General features: G+C 40.2%; 16 protein-coding genes. 5 read left to right on the forward strand and 11 right to left on the reverse strand.

The window, feature by feature from the left end:
* Positions 1 to 2: 2 nt before the first annotated feature.
* From B1F84_RS15360 to B1F84_RS15370, 3 genes are all read left to right on the forward strand, one after another.
* Complete coding sequence (locus B1F84_RS15360) at positions 3 to 512, forward strand: hypothetical protein (protein WP_076920036.1); 510 nt, start codon at positions 3 to 5, stop codon at positions 510 to 512.
* A 132-nt stretch (positions 513 to 644) separates the two neighbouring features.
* Complete coding sequence (locus B1F84_RS15365; protein WP_240702033.1) at positions 645 to 1,412, forward strand: hypothetical protein; 768 nt, start codon at positions 645 to 647, stop codon at positions 1,410 to 1,412.
* 141 nt (positions 1,413 to 1,553) lie between these two features.
* A complete protein-coding gene (locus B1F84_RS15370) occupies positions 1,554 to 4,634 on the forward strand; it encodes an SPOR domain-containing protein (RefSeq protein WP_240702034.1) in 3,081 nt (1,026 codons plus the stop codon).
* Here B1F84_RS15370 and B1F84_RS15375 read toward each other — a convergent pair.
* The gene (locus B1F84_RS15375; protein WP_131691974.1) at positions 4,621 to 4,950 is read right to left on the reverse strand and encodes a hypothetical protein; all 330 of its coding nucleotides are present in this window, start codon (positions 4,948 to 4,950) and stop codon (positions 4,621 to 4,623) included. The two genes, B1F84_RS15370 and B1F84_RS15375, sit on opposite strands and share 14 nt — an antisense overlap.
* 162 nt (positions 4,951 to 5,112) lie before the next feature.
* Between B1F84_RS15375 and arfB the strand changes: the two genes are divergently transcribed.
* Positions 5,113 to 5,526 carry an alternative ribosome rescue aminoacyl-tRNA hydrolase ArfB gene (arfB, locus tag B1F84_RS15380; RefSeq protein WP_131691975.1) on the forward strand — a complete coding sequence of 138 codons (414 nt, stop codon included), beginning with the start codon at positions 5,113 to 5,115 and terminating at the stop codon, positions 5,524 to 5,526.
* Between the two features lie 53 nt (positions 5,527 to 5,579).
* Here the strand turns inward: arfB and B1F84_RS15385 are convergent, their stop codons facing one another.
* From B1F84_RS15385 to B1F84_RS15415, 7 genes are all read right to left on the reverse strand, one after another.
* On the reverse strand, positions 5,580 to 6,629 hold the full coding sequence (locus tag B1F84_RS15385) for a DUF2955 domain-containing protein (RefSeq protein WP_076920040.1): 1,050 nt from the start codon (positions 6,627 to 6,629) through the stop codon (positions 5,580 to 5,582).
* A gap of 11 nt (positions 6,630 to 6,640) precedes the next feature.
* Positions 6,641 to 7,705, reverse strand: coding sequence for an HlyD family secretion protein (locus tag B1F84_RS15390; RefSeq protein ID WP_008110789.1), 1,065 nt, complete (start codon positions 7,703 to 7,705; stop codon positions 6,641 to 6,643).
* 2 nt (positions 7,706 to 7,707) lie between these two features.
* A complete protein-coding gene (locus B1F84_RS15395) occupies positions 7,708 to 8,184 on the reverse strand; it encodes a MarR family transcriptional regulator (protein WP_008110790.1) in 477 nt (158 codons plus the stop codon).
* 91 nt (positions 8,185 to 8,275) lie between these two features.
* Positions 8,276 to 8,989, reverse strand: coding sequence for a type 1 glutamine amidotransferase (locus tag B1F84_RS15400; protein WP_131691976.1), 714 nt, complete (start codon positions 8,987 to 8,989; stop codon positions 8,276 to 8,278).
* A 72-nt stretch (positions 8,990 to 9,061) separates the two neighbouring features.
* Complete coding sequence (locus tag B1F84_RS15405) at positions 9,062 to 9,958, reverse strand: fused MFS/spermidine synthase (RefSeq protein ID WP_131691977.1); 897 nt, start codon at positions 9,956 to 9,958, stop codon at positions 9,062 to 9,064.
* The gene (locus B1F84_RS15410; protein ID WP_008110797.1) at positions 9,945 to 10,571 is read right to left on the reverse strand and encodes a fused MFS/spermidine synthase; all 627 of its coding nucleotides are present in this window, start codon (positions 10,569 to 10,571) and stop codon (positions 9,945 to 9,947) included. The genes B1F84_RS15405 and B1F84_RS15410 overlap by 14 nt, the downstream gene beginning before the upstream one ends.
* A 218-nt stretch (positions 10,572 to 10,789) precedes the next feature.
* On the reverse strand, positions 10,790 to 11,290 hold the full coding sequence (locus tag B1F84_RS15415; RefSeq protein WP_008130525.1) for a lactoylglutathione lyase family protein: 501 nt from the start codon (positions 11,288 to 11,290) through the stop codon (positions 10,790 to 10,792).
* Positions 11,291 to 11,394: 104 nt separating this feature from the next.
* On the opposite strand from B1F84_RS15415, the gene B1F84_RS15420 reads away from it, so the two are divergent.
* Entirely contained in the window at positions 11,395 to 12,261 is an 867-nt protein-coding gene (locus tag B1F84_RS15420; RefSeq protein WP_131691978.1) for a LysR family transcriptional regulator, read from the forward strand.
* A 37-nt stretch (positions 12,262 to 12,298) separates the two neighbouring features.
* On the opposite strand, the gene B1F84_RS15425 is transcribed toward B1F84_RS15420, so the two are convergent.
* From B1F84_RS15425 to B1F84_RS15435, 3 genes are read right to left on the reverse strand one after another with little or no spacing between them, the layout of a single operon-like run.
* Entirely contained in the window at positions 12,299 to 13,378 is a 1,080-nt protein-coding gene (locus tag B1F84_RS15425; protein ID WP_131691979.1) for a heparan-alpha-glucosaminide N-acetyltransferase domain-containing protein, read from the reverse strand.
* Positions 13,362 to 14,000 carry a hypothetical protein gene (locus B1F84_RS15430; RefSeq protein WP_075170133.1) on the reverse strand — a complete coding sequence of 213 codons (639 nt, stop codon included), beginning with the start codon at positions 13,998 to 14,000 and terminating at the stop codon, positions 13,362 to 13,364. The genes B1F84_RS15425 and B1F84_RS15430 overlap by 17 nt, the downstream gene beginning before the upstream one ends.
* Positions 13,993 to 16,341 (reverse strand): GNAT family N-acetyltransferase, encoded by a 2,349-nt coding sequence (locus tag B1F84_RS15435; protein WP_131691980.1) that lies wholly within the window; start codon positions 16,339 to 16,341, stop codon positions 13,993 to 13,995. Before B1F84_RS15435 ends, B1F84_RS15430 begins: the two co-directional genes overlap by 8 nt.
* Positions 16,342 to 16,363: the final 22 nt, after the last annotated feature.

Here is a 16,363-nt window from a genome sequence, read left to right on the forward strand (position 1 = left end):
CTATGAATAAAAAAATCTTTGCTGCTTCCGCTTTACTAGCAATCTCGTCAACTTCTTTACTTGCATCTAACCAAACATTTCAAGCAAGTGTAAACGGTTGGACTGAGCCTACTTTTGCAGAAGATAGCGCACTCCACTTTGGTAAAATTCGTCTAGCTACCAGCTCAACATGTTCGATGGATAATGCAGGCGTTGTATCGGGTGACTGTGATGCGTCAGATGCAAACATTCAATTAGGTGGAATTACGGTATCTGGTTTAGCACCAAATTCAGCAATGAATATTACTGTATCTGGAAGCACAGGCACCAACTTAACTTTTGCTCCAGTAACAACGGCTACAGATGGAACAACCAGTGTAACAACTGCTGACAATGTTGCGTCTGCTTTCACTACTGATGCAAGTGCAACAGATATTACTGTTAATGTATATGGTGATATGACGGTTGATTCTACACTAACAGCGGGCGCTGCTTACACTGTAGATTACACTGTAGATGTGTCTTTCCAATAAGACTATGAAAGCTGAGGCAATAATAACTTATGAAGTGAGCCTCAGTTTATTTTTTTGCGCAATTGCGCATTAAAAATAAAATGTGTGGAGCATCGCGCTCCACTTTTTATTATCATGTTGTTGAGTTGTCCCATGATGCTTAAACTTTTTTGTTGGGCTGCCCTTTGCCTAACTCTTTTACTACCTGAAATTTGTAATGCCAACCTTGCGCTGTCTGAATACCGCTTATACTTTGATGGACGTACTAAAAATAATTCACTACTTATCCGCAATACCTCTGATAAAAACCTCGATTTTAAACTTGTTGTTACCCATAAAGATATGACCGAAGAAGGGGCGCTTATAGATGTTACCCCACAACAAGTTGAAGGGCGCTCTGCCAAAAACATGCTACGGTTTTCACCACGTCGCGGCACTATTGCCCCCAAAGGGATGCAAGCTATCAGAATGACCGTTCGCAAAAAAGCCGAGCTTGTTGTTGGCGAATACAGAGCGGTGCTTAAAATTATAGCCTCTGAGTCACAAGACCCCGACATTGAAGGAATAAGCATTAGACCTAAGGTTGCTTACAGCGTGCCTGTTATTGTTCGTCATGGCCAATTAGAAGCTGACTCAGAATTAATAAACCCGCAATTAATTACCCAAAATGGACGTCCAACTTTGACATTTTTGCAAACACTCACAGGGAATCGCTCTGTGTATGGAAATTTTGAATTAGTTGATGAAAATAATTTAATGGTTGGTGAAATAACCAATGTGGCCGTTTATACCCCTTTATCACGTCGCAAGGTATACATCACTTTACAAGCTCCAGTAACTGGGCCTTTGACACTCAATTACAAAGAAAACGAACTCTACGGCGGTAAAATCGAGTTAGCGATCCCCATTAATATCAAATAGCAAATGCTAAACATAAACGCCTTGTGCTGTGGTATAGCGACTCGCTTATTACTTTGTACATTACTGTTAATTGCACCCAAAGCAATCTTCGCAAAACAGTTACCGACTCTTTATCAATGGCCTATTGATGAGGAGTCTTTTGTGATTATAAATGTAAGAGTTAATGGCCGTTCTGTTGTCTCCGACTTAGAAGCTTACTATTCAAAATCAAATAAGTTGCTATTGCCCATAAGCGCCCTAAAATCAACCATGGGAATTAGCTTAAATGTGTCACAAAATACACTGGCTGCTAAAGTTGATTCAAGTGAGCTGGTGCTTAATACTGAGCTTTCCTCAGCTTTAGCCCCTTCAGAAAATGTTTCATTGTGGGCTGTCGATGACTACGACCACTATGTTGATTTATCTGTTATAAATACACTTTTAAATACCGACTCGCGCTTTGATTACTCGCTAATGCAGGTTTCATTTTCGAGTAGCTTGCTTACTCATAATGACAGCGAAGTCATCAACGAGATTACAAAACAAGTTAAATCCAAAGCACTGCAATACGACCACTTTATAGACGACCAATACCAAACGCTAACCTACCCCGTGTCTGAATATTCGCTATCAGCAAGCTATAAATCGTCTAATAATCGTTATCAGGGGCTACTCAGGCTTAATAGCTACTTTGACTTATTTCATCATCGAGCTGAACTACGATTCAACAAAAACGAAAACACCGCTAATACCTTTTTAAAAATAACTAAAGACTTTAACTTAAGTGAACAAGATCACTCACTGGCACGCATTCACTACCAATTGGGAGATATTCAATCTCAGTCAGATCAGCTTATTACTAGCTCAAACCAAGGCCGGGGATTTTATATTTCAAATGCTAACCCGCATTCGGCACAAAATTTTTCAACTATCACCATTGAAGAACCGGCATTACCAGGCTGGCAAGCAGAGCTGCATCGAAATGGCCAATTTATTGCCACGACTCAAGCTAACAACGAAAATTTGGTTCGATTTACCGATGTTGAAACTTTTTATGGCAACAATATCTTTGAAATTAAACTTTTTGGCTCACAGGGCGAGCAAGTTACACGCACTCAAAAATATACAATAGGGCAAGACGCACTATCGCCCGGAAAAATAAGCTATCAGGTGGAGTTTTTAGAAACAGATAAAAGCGTTTTTAATCAATCAAGCAACTCCTCAACAGCGATGAGTAATGCCTTTAAAAGTAATCTCTCTTATGGCATTAGTGAGTTTATTACATATGACGCTCAAATTACTCATTTGCAAACTGACCAGAATAACAGCAGCTACCTATCATCTGGGCTAAACACACTTACAGATCACGGCAGTTACCGTTTTTTAGCCACAAAACAACTCGATGCTGGCTATGCTTATTTTGCCGGTTTTAGAGGCCTACTTTCTAATAAACTTTATAACGATATCAATGTTAATGTTGAATACAGTGCCCTTAATAACTTTTCTAGCGCTTTATTTGTAGCACAAGAGAACTCACTCAAAAATAGGCTGTCACTGAGCCTCAATGGCCGGACTGATTTCTTTAACTCTCTTAACTGGAATATGAGGTGGAACAATGAAGTACGTAAAAATACGAACACTAAAAATCGATTCTCATTAGGCATCAATAAAAGTTATGTCGGAGGAACATGGTCAAGCCAACTATTTTATGATGACGATACAAATAACCTAATAAACCGGCTTTATTCTTCAATAGATATTGCCTCTTGGAAATGGACCAACACCTTAGATTGGCAGGCTAATAATGGCGCAGAACTCACTCGTTTGAGAAGTAGTTTACGCTGGCCACAAACACAAAGCACCTTTAATCAAACCCAGCTGACGTATCAGTCTAACTCTGCGGCAAGTACGCTTTTAAATCATCAATATACTTACCGCCATGAGATATTTAATATACAAGTATCAGGGCAAGTTGATAATCAAGGAGATTGGCGCTTATCTTTAGGTTTAAATGGCACATTTAGTTTTGATCATTTAGAAGCAGACTTTAACTTTGACACTCCTCGCTCATTAAATTCCGGGCAAATAGAAGTTAGTTCGTTCATAGATTGGAATGAAAATGAAATCTTTGATCAAGGCGATGAGCCAATTCAAGACGTTAATTTTACTGGCAACTACCTATGGCGAAATAAATACACCAATAATGACGGAAAGGTCTTGCTACCAAGCAGTTACGGTGGCCAGGTTTTAGATGTTAATTTACGATCGTTGTCTAATCCTTACTTGCAGCCCTCTTTAGGGAAAATTAAAACATTGGCTCATAGAGGCGGACAAACCAAAGTAAATATTCCTTTAGTGGTCTACAACGAGGTTGAGGGGACTATTTATCTATCGAGCAATGAAAAGAGTAAACCTATCGCAGGACTCACGGTTGTACTTAAAGAAAAAGACGCCGAAAAGCATTATTCAACGGTCACTGAATATGATGGTTATTATTATTTCCCCAATGTTTCTCAAGGAAATTATATACTTGAAATAGAAAAAAATGAGCAACTCTCAGAAAACATAACCATAAAAAACCTTCCTGAGCGGGTCATCACTAAAAAAAGCGGCGATACCATAATATTGCAAGATATTATTGTATACACAAATAACGCTGATAACTTAACTAAACAAGCTACAATAGCGGCTGAATCAAACCAACAAACACCTTATTTTGTGCAATTAGGCGTATTCAAAAAGTTTCAATCGGCACTTATTGTTGCGAATAAAATTGATAAAGCAGCCTATGCTTTGCAGTTATATAAGCATGAAAGTCGTGATAGCTATTACCTCGTTGCAGGCCCATATAAAAATGCAGCTAAAGCACAACAAACCATTAATGATGTTTATTCAATACCAGCGTTTCATGGCAGCTTTATGGTTGATGCAAGGCGATATGGCTCACCACAGTGGCGAAAAATAGGAGATTGGAGCAATGTGGAAACCAAAAATACTGAGACTTATTTTTGCCAGTATGGTGCATATACCTCTAAAAAATCAGTTAATAAAAAACTGCTAAAAGAAAATCCATCACTGTTTATAGCAGAACAAGCAATAAAAGGTAAAGCCCATTATTTGATGCTGTCAGGACCTCATAATGCAAAGCAAACAGCCTGTGATACGCAAGTGATTAAACAAATAAAAGGGCTCACCACCGCGATAAAGAAACCTTGGCACAGCATTTTTACTATAAATCAGTAGTAAAGTACTGCGCCTGTGTTTTGCCATCACTGTTTAAATGCGACTCACATTTTATTTCACAACGCGCTCCCGCAGATTCAGCAACCCAAATCGATTGCGCGTTTTTTTTAATGTAACACGCAGAATACAGGGCATCTTCTTTTTGCGCTGCAACAACAAAGCAACGCTGAAAATCACCCAAAGCTAACACTTTGATTGGATAAACTTGTTCTTGTGCAATTACACCAGCACTAAATGTTTGTGATGATTTAGCATAAACAGCATATGAAATAGCGAGCATACACACCAAAAGCATTAAAATAGATATTTGTTTCATATAATTAAAGCGAATTAAAAAACAATATAGTAAGTGTAGAATAAATTAGTTTTTATGTGTTTATTTAACAAATATTAACTGTAAATAGCAATGACCGCTTGATTCACCACAAGTCAATGTACTGATGTTATAATACATTTTTTGCAAAAAGAGCGGGGCACTATGTTAACTATTTCGAACACAGTAACCATTGATGAATGGGAAGTAGAGCTAAGCGCTATTCGTTCGCAAGGCGCTGGCGGACAAAATGTCAATAAAGTAGCCAGTGCTATACATTTACGCTTTGATATTAACCGCTCTAAATTGCCCGAGTTTTATAAAGAGCGGCTGCTTGCTTTAAACGACTCAAGAATAACTAAAGAAGGAGTGCTGGTCATTAAAGCCCAGAGCCATCGCACTCAAGAGCTCAATAGGGAAGATGCGCTAAAACGGCTAAAAGATCTAATTTTAAGCGCCACTAAGGTTAATAAGGCACGTCGAGCCACCAAACCTAGCCGTAACTCACAGCGTAAGCGTATGGATAAAAAAACCAAACACGGCCAAACCAAAGCTCTCCGCGGTAATATTAAGCTATAACTTAAGTAACTCTGGTTAAGCATATAAAAAGGGCTGCGAATGCAGCCTTTAATTTAGTCATAGGTATGATGGCGAGTGACACTAAATCGGTTAAGAATTCGATGCACTACATACACCGCGCTTAAACTTACCGTTACCGCAACAGCCACCGAGCTAAACCGATATAAAGCGCTGTATACTAAATCTTGCCCTGGGCCTAACGATTGACCAAATAAAATCCCAAAGGTGGTTAATACCCCAAATCCGACACCCGGTGGACCGCCGCCTAAAATATGAAATCGACTGAATATAAACGATAATATCCATAATATAGCCACTGGAAACAGCAAAAAGTCGGTATGGTTATACAGCACTAATTGCGAAATCAATGCAGCATTACAGCCTATCAATGTACCAATAATACGTTGCCAACTTGCGGTGCCCGCCGCTTTAAAGCACAACGAAAACAAAATTAAAATAGACGCCGCTTGCGCTGAAATTGAATCTTGCAAGTCAAGCACCTGAAAAACCACAAACGACAAAGTAGCAACCGTGGCACATAACAGCACCTCGTGACGAATACTTTCTTTATCCTTATGGGGCACAGCGCGCATTGGTCGCGCTGTCACATCAGGAAACAAGCCATGCATCAAGAGCGCAATAATAATGGTAATAAATATAGCCATACCATTACTTAAAATAAGCGGGTAAATACTACTAGCTTGGTCAACATGACTGGCAAAATGTAACTGAATCGATAAACTCACCGCCCCCAAAGCACCAAATAAAAACGCACCACCAGAGCTCATTAAGTAAAATAACACGCAAAAACTAGCAAAAATAATGAGCGTCATTAACACCGGTAAATGCGAAAATAAGCCCTGTAAAATAAGTACTATAAACGCACTGTAGGCAGCACTGGCAACAAATTGGCGAATCACATCTTTGTTAATACTTGGCACTAAACCGAGTAATAACATGGGGTAAACTGTAAAAAATATTCCATTGGGCCAATTCATTAACTTGCACAAAGTAAAACCAATAGTACAGCCGCCAGCAATACGAAGCGCTTGGCGTAAGCCATTTGAATCGAGTTGTGGCGCTTGGCTAACATGTTGTGTCATTACTCGCCCCACTAATAAATGTAATGTAACCAACTAATAAAACGGATCTGTACTGTTCCCAACCATTGACCTACAGCCGATTGCGGAAGTAACTGCACAGTAGCACGCGCACCACTGGGCATATTATTTATAAGCTGAGTGTTATTTGGCAGCACTAAATGAATACGTTGACGCTGGGCATCGCGAACCCAGCGGTTGCTGGTTTCGGTGGTGCTAAGTAATCCATTCGCACTAAGTTGCCCGTCACTAACACCTGCTTCAAAGGTTTCAATTTTAGCGTCGAATACTTCACCAGGTCGGCTATCAAATACCACTTTTGCTAAACTGCCTGGCTGCATATTTAATAGTGACTTTTCACGAAAATCGGCCACCAAATCCGCTTTCTTTGCCACAACCGCGAGTAATGGCTTACCCGCAACCGCATAGGAACCTTCAAGTAACTGTAAATTAGCCACAACGCCATCACTTAAAGCGCGCACTTGCGTATAAGATAAATTAAGCTCAGCTTGGGCTAACTGATTGGCCGCATGACGCAGTGCTAAGTTATCTTGTCCTGAATCGCCACGCGCTAAAACAGCTTCTGCCAACTGTGCTTCAAAGGCAGCTAAATTAGATTGGCTTGCGGCAAAATTAGCCCGAATGCTTTCAAGCTCTTGCTCCGAAATAGAGTTTTGTTTGTAGAGTGTTTCGCCACGCTTTTTTAATAGCTGCTGCTCATGCAATTTAGCGTTAGCTGCACTTATTTGTGCTTCCAGCGCTTTTACATTGGTATCAAGGCGTTTATTTTGCAGTTTGGCATCATCAAGCGCGAGCTGCGCTTGCTCAAGTGCTAGTTGGTAAGTGTTTTTGTCTATTTCAAATAATACATCACCCGCTTTAACCGTTTGATTGTTGCTGACCAATACATCAGTAACACGGCCGTTTATTTGCGGCGATATTTGCACAACCGGATGGTAAACCCGTGCTTGTGGCGTAACCGGCAGCCATACATCGGCAACAATATAATAGAAAAATACAACAATAAAACCAACGAGCGATACTTTAACGTAGCGGGCAAATTTTTGATCGGGTGTCATACTTATTTATCTCCAGATAAGCTTGCAATACAACGCCGCGCATTTTCTTCCATTTGCACTAAACTATGCGCCATACCGTCAAGCTGCTCCGTGCTTAAGCCTGCATATAAACGCTGTTTAATATCGCTTGTGAGCTCTTTTAAGTGTTCTAATAACTTTATACCCTCATCGGTAAAGTACAATTTTTTACTGCGTTTATCGTGCTCATCAACTTGTCGAATAACCAGATTTTGCTGCTCTAATTGCTTAATGGTGCGCGTTAATGAGGGCATTTCAATACCTAAGCTAGTCGCCAACGCTTGTTGTGTTGCCCCTAAAGGTAAATGATGTAAGTGGATCATTGCCGTCCAGCGCGACTGAGTTAAACCTAGCGGCTCAACCGCCAATGTCACCGCTTCTCGACATAAGCGATGCACTCGGCCCATATTGCCGCATAAGGTTAAATCGAGTGTTTCATGAAAAGGAATAGTGCTGCTCATAGGAACTCTTGCTTGTGAATATCCAGCAAATTTTAGCATTAGTTAGCAGGCTAAGTAAATAATTGGTATTTTAGCTTCACGTCAATAAGTTTTATTTAGACAAATAATGCGCAGCAAGCTTGTCTAAAAAAGTATAAAGTTTAGCGTTCATTTCACTATAGTCATGGCTTAAGAGCTTTTCGGGCTGTTCAACAAAGCAGTAATTATGAGCATTGCTTAAATCATCGTTGGCAATGAGGAGGGTAACCACCTCGGTAGTCAATTCCATGTGGCATTGAAAACCAAATACTAAATCGCTATAAGCGACTATTTGCCTTGGACAACCTTCACTATAGGCAATAATACTGGCTGTAGCAGTTAGCCCTGGCATGTCGTTATGCCAATGCCCTACATTAAGCTCACTACCAAAATGGCTAAATAAAGGATGATTCAAGCCTGTATCGGTGAGGGTAATCGCAAACTTACCAATTTCTTTTTCTGGACTGGGTTGATAGGCCGCGTCTAACGCTTCACCAATTAATTGTGACCCCAAACAAACGCCCAATACCACTTTGTTTGCAGTGATCGCGCTGGCAATAAAGGCTTGTTCTTTTTTACTATCAAAATAAGGGCATTCTGCAAGCGATGTAGCGGGGGATTGTGGCCCACCCATTACGATTAAAAAATCGATATCATCGGTGTGCTGAGGTAAGGGATCAGCTAAATAAATACGGGTATAAGACAACGTGTGGCCATTCATTTTAGCCCAAGCTTCATAAGCGCCTGGTGCTTCAAAATGTTCATGAATAATAAAGTGAATGTGCATTGCCGTTTCCTTAGAATATTATCTGTTTAATAAAGTAACGGTCACCGGATATAAGTGACCATGTAACAACCCCTAAAAGTTAAGTAAATTAGCTGGAGAGTATTGATCGGTTAGCACCTTAGTATCACTTGGCCAATCTTTACCATCTTTAGTGAAAAACATACGCTGGCTAATTGCCTTTATATCTACGTCATAAGGGGCAAGTAACGGAGCTAGCTGCGTCACCCGCTGCGCTATTTGTTGCTCTGTAGGGATATTGCTATAACCAGCTAAAATAATACGATTACTATTATTATTGGCTGTTACATTAATAAAATCGCCAAATACCGCATGATAGGTTGCCGACTCATGTTCATAGAGTTTGCTTGATGAAAACGTGTTAGCAGCAACAATTCCGTCTTCGGCTAATACGCTTTTTATTTCTTCAAAAAACTCTTTAGTGAGTAAGTGCTCAGGAATGTAATCGCCATTAAATGCATCTAAAATAATCCAATCAAATTGCTGCTTTTTAAGCGCCGCACGTTTAATAAAAATACGCCCATCTTGCACTTTAGCAGTTACCTTATCGGTTTCTATAAAGTTAAAATAATCGCGCGCCACTTTAATTACTGCGGGATCTATTTCAACATTTTTAATGTGTGCCTTTGGATATAGCTCATGAATCATATTAGAAAGCGTACCGCCCCCTAAACCAATAATGAGCACATTTTTAGGGTTATCAATCAGTAACAAACTAGAAAAAGCCAACTTAGTATAATTAAATACCAGTTTTTTAGGGTCGCTGATATACATACAGCTTTGACTGCTTTGTCGGGTTTTTTCATCAAACTTTAAACAGCGTAAGTCACCGGTTTCTTCAACTAATAAATTTCGATATAAAGAACGCTCTTTATGCACAACATTACTCATACTGTAAGTTGAAAATAGCAGCGCCATAATACAAATAAACAATAATTTAAGCTTGAGCATAAACGGCCTCTCGTACTCTAAGTTTATCAAAAGTAATAGCAATCAAGCCAAGTGTGCCCAACACCCCAGCAAAACCTAAAATAATGGCGTTAACATCAAACGCCAGTACCATATAAAAAGAGGTAATAATGGTGCCCAGTGCACTGCCTAAGGTACTGACAAAATAAAGCCCGCCAGCCACTTGGCCGCTGCGCTCACTATTGGTAACTAGCAAACGTACCGAGTAAGGCGAGATCATGCCTAAAATAATGGTAGGTATAAAAAATAACGCGGTTGAGGCGAGTAACGAGCCGTAGCGGCTGTCTTCAATATGCGAAAAAATAAATGCCATAATTGGCTCAGCAAACAATGCAATTGGCACCACCATAATACTGGCGACTAAAAAAATTAACCCATATTTAGTTAGCGAAGGATGACGAATAGACAGCTTACCTCCCAGTAAATATCCAAATGATAAGCTAAGCATAAACACAGTAATAATACTGCCCCAAATATGCACGCTACTGCCAAAGTAAGGTGCTAAAATTCGCCCACCTAACAGCTCTATTCCCATAATACTAAAGCCACTGCTAAAGGCTAAAAAGTAAATTAAGGCATTTGTTTTTGTTAACATTATATTGTTCTTATTGTGTTATTTTCATCCATCTTAACGTGATGTAAGCGAACAGGCTAGCGTATGTCTAATTTAGGTGTTAATAATTAAAAGGCGTGAAATAATCGGTTGTTTTAAACTATAAAAATAATTAATGCCGCTGCTGTAAATCCCCTTTACATGAAACAAAAAGCCCTACAAAAATTTGTAGGGCTTTAAGTGAATAGCTAACATGTATGTTAGTAAGCACCAGCGCTGTATATAAGCTCGTAACTGTGGCTGTAAATCTCAAGGATGTTACCAAACGGGTCTTCCATGTAGATCATGCGGTACGGCTTTTCGCCAGGGTAGTAGTAACGTGGCTCTGGCATACGTTTTTTACCACCTGCAGCAACAATACGATCTGCTAAGCCTTCTACATCTGGGTCTTGTACACAGAAATGGAAGATACCGGTTTTCCAGTATTCAAAGTTGTCTTTAGGGTTTTCTTGGTCTTTAAATTCGAAAATTTCTACCCCAATACGGTCGCCTGTTGAAAGGTGCGCTATTTTAAATTTTTCCCAATTTGGACCAAATACATCGGTACACATTTCGCCAATTGGGCTGTTGTCTTCAGTGATCACGGTAGGCTCCATTATGGTGTACCAGCCCATTACCTTAGTGTAAAACTCTACGGCTTTTTCAACATCCGGTACTGAAATACCAATGTGCGAAAAACTACGTGGATATGTATGACTCATAATAAATACTCCTACTTAACTATGTTTAGTTGATGGAGTGAGTTTACGAATTGACCAACATTAAGTAAAATTATCATTAATCATCATTTTGAGTATATTTTGTAATGATAAACCCGACATGGTTAAACACGTTTTGTACTTTAGTTGAGGTAAACCATTTTACCCAAACCGCCGAGCGCCTTTATATGACCCAGTCAGGCGTAAGCCAACATATAAAAAAGTTAGAGCAGCAAGTAGATTGCGCCTTGCTTGAGCGCCACGGTAAACAATTTACGCTTACTGTTCAGGGGCAAAATTTATATCAGCAGGGTAGTCAGTTACTCAAAGAATGGCAGTTTTTAGAGCAGCAATTAAAAGATGATTCACCTTACAGCGGTTTAGTTAAAATACAGTCGCCAGGCAGTTGCGGGCTGCAGTTTTACAATCAACTATTAGCACTGCAAGTAGAGCACAAGGAGCTAATTATAGATTACCGCTTTGCTCCAAATACCAGTGTTGAACAAGCGGTGGCCAATCACAGTGCCGATATTGGCTTTTTAACTCAAGCGCCTACCCTTAGTGAAGTTACCAGCCACAAAATTGGTAAAGAATCCCTATTATTAGTAACGCCCGCACATATAGAAAACCCAACGTGGGAGGTTTTATGTGAGCTTGGCTTTATTGGCCACCCCGATGCAAAACACCACGCGCAGCTTTTACTTAGCGAAAACTACAGTGAATTTGAACATGTTGATCAAATTAAGCAAACGGGGTTTTCTAACCAAATAAGTTTAATACTGGAGCCGGTAAGTTTAGGGCTGGGTTTTACGGTTTTACCCGCACACGCAGTAAGTGCTTTTAATAAACCTGCGCTTATTAAAACGCATCATTTAACCAAACCAATTAGCGAAAATATTTATGTGTGCCATCACCGAAATAGGCCGTTAGCAAAGCGTATGCATTGCGTTATTGATGCAATAAAAGCAGGCTAGGGCACCTAAATCAGCGCCCGTAAAGCCCCTTTACAGCTTAAGCTGTACGTTTAGCTTTTTGCGTAATGTCTGTGAGGCTCTGTTTGCTTTTTAAATAAACCTTGTGCACAGCAAAAGTAAGTAAAGTCATCAGTACCATCATACAAAGTGTCGGCCAAAGGCTGAGGGTATGATAACCAAGCGCCCCCATAAACCAGCAAATAAGTACCCATTGAATAACATAGAGCGCGGTTACATGTTTACTGGCATATAAAAGGGCACGTGTAATAGGGCCATTATATTTATCAGCAAAAATATACTGTATAGCCGCTAGTGCACATAAATTTAAGCCAATTAAATAGCTAATACCGCCGCCATTTAAATGGAAAAAGTTGCCAAACTGCCCTTTAAAATCAATGGCTAACCACATGCCGCCAATAACAAGTAAAGCAGCACCGAGTTGTGCACATACTTTATATAAGTAATCGGCATTTTGTTGGTTACTAAGATATAAACGACCAAGTACATACCCCGTTAATATCGCACTTATCCAAGGAAATACCGGAAAATACACCTGATAGTTATTAGCAAAAAACAAATCGCTAATATAAGGTGAAAGCGTAAATTGTTGCCCCCTCACAAACTGGCTCATAACTGCAATTGCAATGGCTAAAACCGCAATCCATATTGTTTTCCAACGGGCAATATTAAGCACACCAAACAGCAATAAGCTAACTCCAGCCAGTTGTAAAATATCACCTGTTAACACCATAAATTGTAACTGCCCAGCACTGAGCGGACTTTGCCAGCCATAAGCATTTATAAATGCCTCAGGCATGGTATTAAATACTTCAATAGGCAGCCAAAACTTGGCCGCATTCATTAAATAAGCAAGTAGTAAAAGCTGTATGCCACGCTTAATTAATAGCAAAGGTGTTTGCCTGCGCGAAAGCGCCATAGATAGCCCCATTGCCACTAAAAACGAGGCGGTGCCTTTGCCAAGTATATGCACAACCGTACCAAATGCGCTTTCACTTTGAAGCGTCGTGGAGGCATACATCCATAAGGTATGCACAATAATCATAATAAAAACGCTCGCACCACGCGCAAGATCAATCGTTTTAAGACGTTGGTTCATTGGTTTTAATATCCTTTTTAGGGCAGGTTTGGCATTTGCTATAACCGGCTAAATAATAGCGGCAACAGGTTAAACGCTGGGGTTTTTCAGTAAATGGCGCATCAAGATTAAAGTGTTCACAAATAAGGGTGTGCAGTTGACGATGGCAATTATTGATATGTAAAGTAGTAGCAAGGGCTAAGCTATGAGCTCGCTCAATGGCGCTACTTAATGAATCGAGTAATAACCGTGCTTGTTCTTTTTTACCCAGCGCGTAGTCGGTATTTACCCATTCACCAACTTGGCTTATAAAATGAGTAAACGCTTTGGTTTGCTCTGTTTTACTTACTAATACGTCATTATTCAGGTTAAACCCACGACAATAAGCGCCATTTACCGCTAACGGCATGTTAATGGGATCAGCCGTACTTTGCTTGCAAGCAAACCAATAGCAATAAGCGTAAACAGCTTGCCAGCAAAGCTGTAAATACAAATGCCGACTAATAAATTGCTTAGGCGCAGTAGGGTACTGCGCCTTACAACGAACTGTTAAAGCGCGCACTAATAATAAGCTCGGTTTAAAAGTTCGTTGCACGGGTTGTTGGCAATATAAAAACTGCGCAAGGGTAATCGGTTTAGCCATACAGCTTTGCCGATACGGGGTTGTTTAAGTTACCAGCAAACTGCAAACTACCTGCCGGATCCGTTAAATCAACCATTTGCTCATTATTACCCAGCTGTAAGCGGTTTAAACAAGAGTGAGCAAACTCATCACTAAAAAAGTCATACTCTTTAAATCGCTCATTTAAAGCAGGATTAGCATGTTGATATGCTTTAACACTTTGCGTAACACACTGCCAAAAGTCATGCTCTGTAATACGCTCTTCTCGCACTAAAATTGCCACTAAGTATCTAAAGAAACAGTCAAATACATCGGTAAATATACTTAATAGCTCAAGTTCTTTAGGCATAGAAACATGAATACGTTCAACCCCTGCAGGCAATACTTCAGTGCTATTAAGTAAGGCAACCTCTTCACCTATGTCTTTCATATATGCGCCCACAGGCACCGAATTTTTAAGCTTTAAAATGAGGTTTTCGCCGTGAGGCATAAACACTAATTTATGCGCGAAAAAACAATGTACTAGCGGAATTAAATAGGCATTAAAGTAGGCACGTAACCACTGCTGCGTGCTCAAACCACTTTGCGCTATCCATTCGCCCACTAAACTTTGGCCATTATTATCTAAGTGTAATAACGCTGCCATAGTGGTCAGTTGTTCATCACTATTTAAATTATGGTTTGGGTTTTCTCGCCATAAGCAGGCAAACATTTTACGATAGGGTGTATCTCCCAGCGCGCTTTGCTCAAACGTATGATGGGCATAACCTAAGGTGGCGTATTCTCTAAGCGCTGTAAAATTAGCGCCTGCGAGTTGTTGATCTTGGCTAACCTTTTCAAATACCCAATCGTTAATGGCAGGAGTCACCGCCATGTAAGCACGCGATAGGCCACGCATAAATCCCATATTTAAAATCGACAACGCCACTTTTAAATACGGCTTATGCGGGTGCGAGCAATTATATAAGGTACGAATTGATTGTTGCGCTTGATATAAATCGTCACCTTCACCTAAATACACTAATCGCTGATTTGCCAACTCATTTGCAAATACCACACTCAATTTGTGTTGGTACTGCCAAGGGTGAGCAGGAATAAGTAAGTAATCATCGGGGTTTAGGTTTTGAGCTTTTAGCGCTTTGTTAAAAGCATCTCGGGAGGTTAAATCTAGCTCATCACTTATATGGCTTGGGTAATCGGCAAAGTATTCACTATGGGCAAAGTCGCATACCGCTTTATGCGCTGCTAACCACAGTACTTTAAACGGTTTGCCTACTTCTGGCGCATAACGTAAAAAGTCAGCTTTACTAAAACCAATGCGGCCATTATTAGCAACAAAGGCAGGGTGACCTTCGCTCATTGCGGCTTCTATTTTTTGCAGCCCTAAATTAGCTAACTGCGCCGCTGTTAAAGTGTTATTTTCACGTTTAAAGCACGCACTGGCTAAAGTAGCATTTAGCTCTTCAAGGTAGGTGGCAAGGCGCTTACCCGTTAAACCTAGCGCAGGCCCTTGCATACTAAAAAAGTGCAACACATCTAGCGGCTGCAGCTCTTCGTTAAGGTTGTAAAAGCATAAGCTTGGCTCGTCTATATCTATATGATTCAGTGCCATAGCACGGCCATTAAAAATAAAGTAACCGCCTTCAACATTCACTTTAAAGCCTTGCTTTGTTGTCTCTGCGGCCAATAAACGCTCGTGCACTAGCTCGGTTAGTGCTTTAGCTTGTAAATGCCGATTTGCCCATTGCCAATGTGGCTGTATCACGTAATCAGTTTGCAAAGGTGCTAACGAATCAGTAAATAGTTGGCTGTGCCTATCAAAGGCTGCTTTATTACAAAAGCCTAAATAAGCGGCTTTTTCGCCTAGTTGAATTTGCTGGGTGTGAACAAATCCCAAACGTTTATTTAAAGTATGAATTTTACTATTAGCAATGTCGGGCTCAACCACAACACGGGCGGCACTGTTTTGAGCAAAAATACTTTGCAGCACGCACTGCATCATTTCAAAACTAAAATGGCGCTTAGGTGCCGTGTTAGGCGCTAATAAAATATGCATACCCACATCATTAGGTTCCACCTCGTACGCCGCTTTCATTAAGCTTTCGTGCTCAGGGCTATAAAGCTCAACTAAAGCCAATAGGTTATTATTTTGCTCGATCACGTATGCCTGATGATGAGGCGTATCAATAATATCTTGATACGCTTTAGTTATTTGTTGCTCGGTTTGCTGCTGCATCCCCCAAAAGTGCGCATACGGTTGCTTAAGCCAATCGCAAACTGTTGGCATATCTGTTTGCTGTAATAACCGCATCGTCACTTTGCCGGTATGCTGTAGGGTGGTTACAAAAGATGAAAAATACATAAAAACTCCAATAAATCTTAAA

Source organism: Pseudoalteromonas sp. DL-6 (assembly GCF_004328665.1).
Lineage (GTDB): Bacteria > Pseudomonadota > Gammaproteobacteria > Enterobacterales > Alteromonadaceae > Pseudoalteromonas.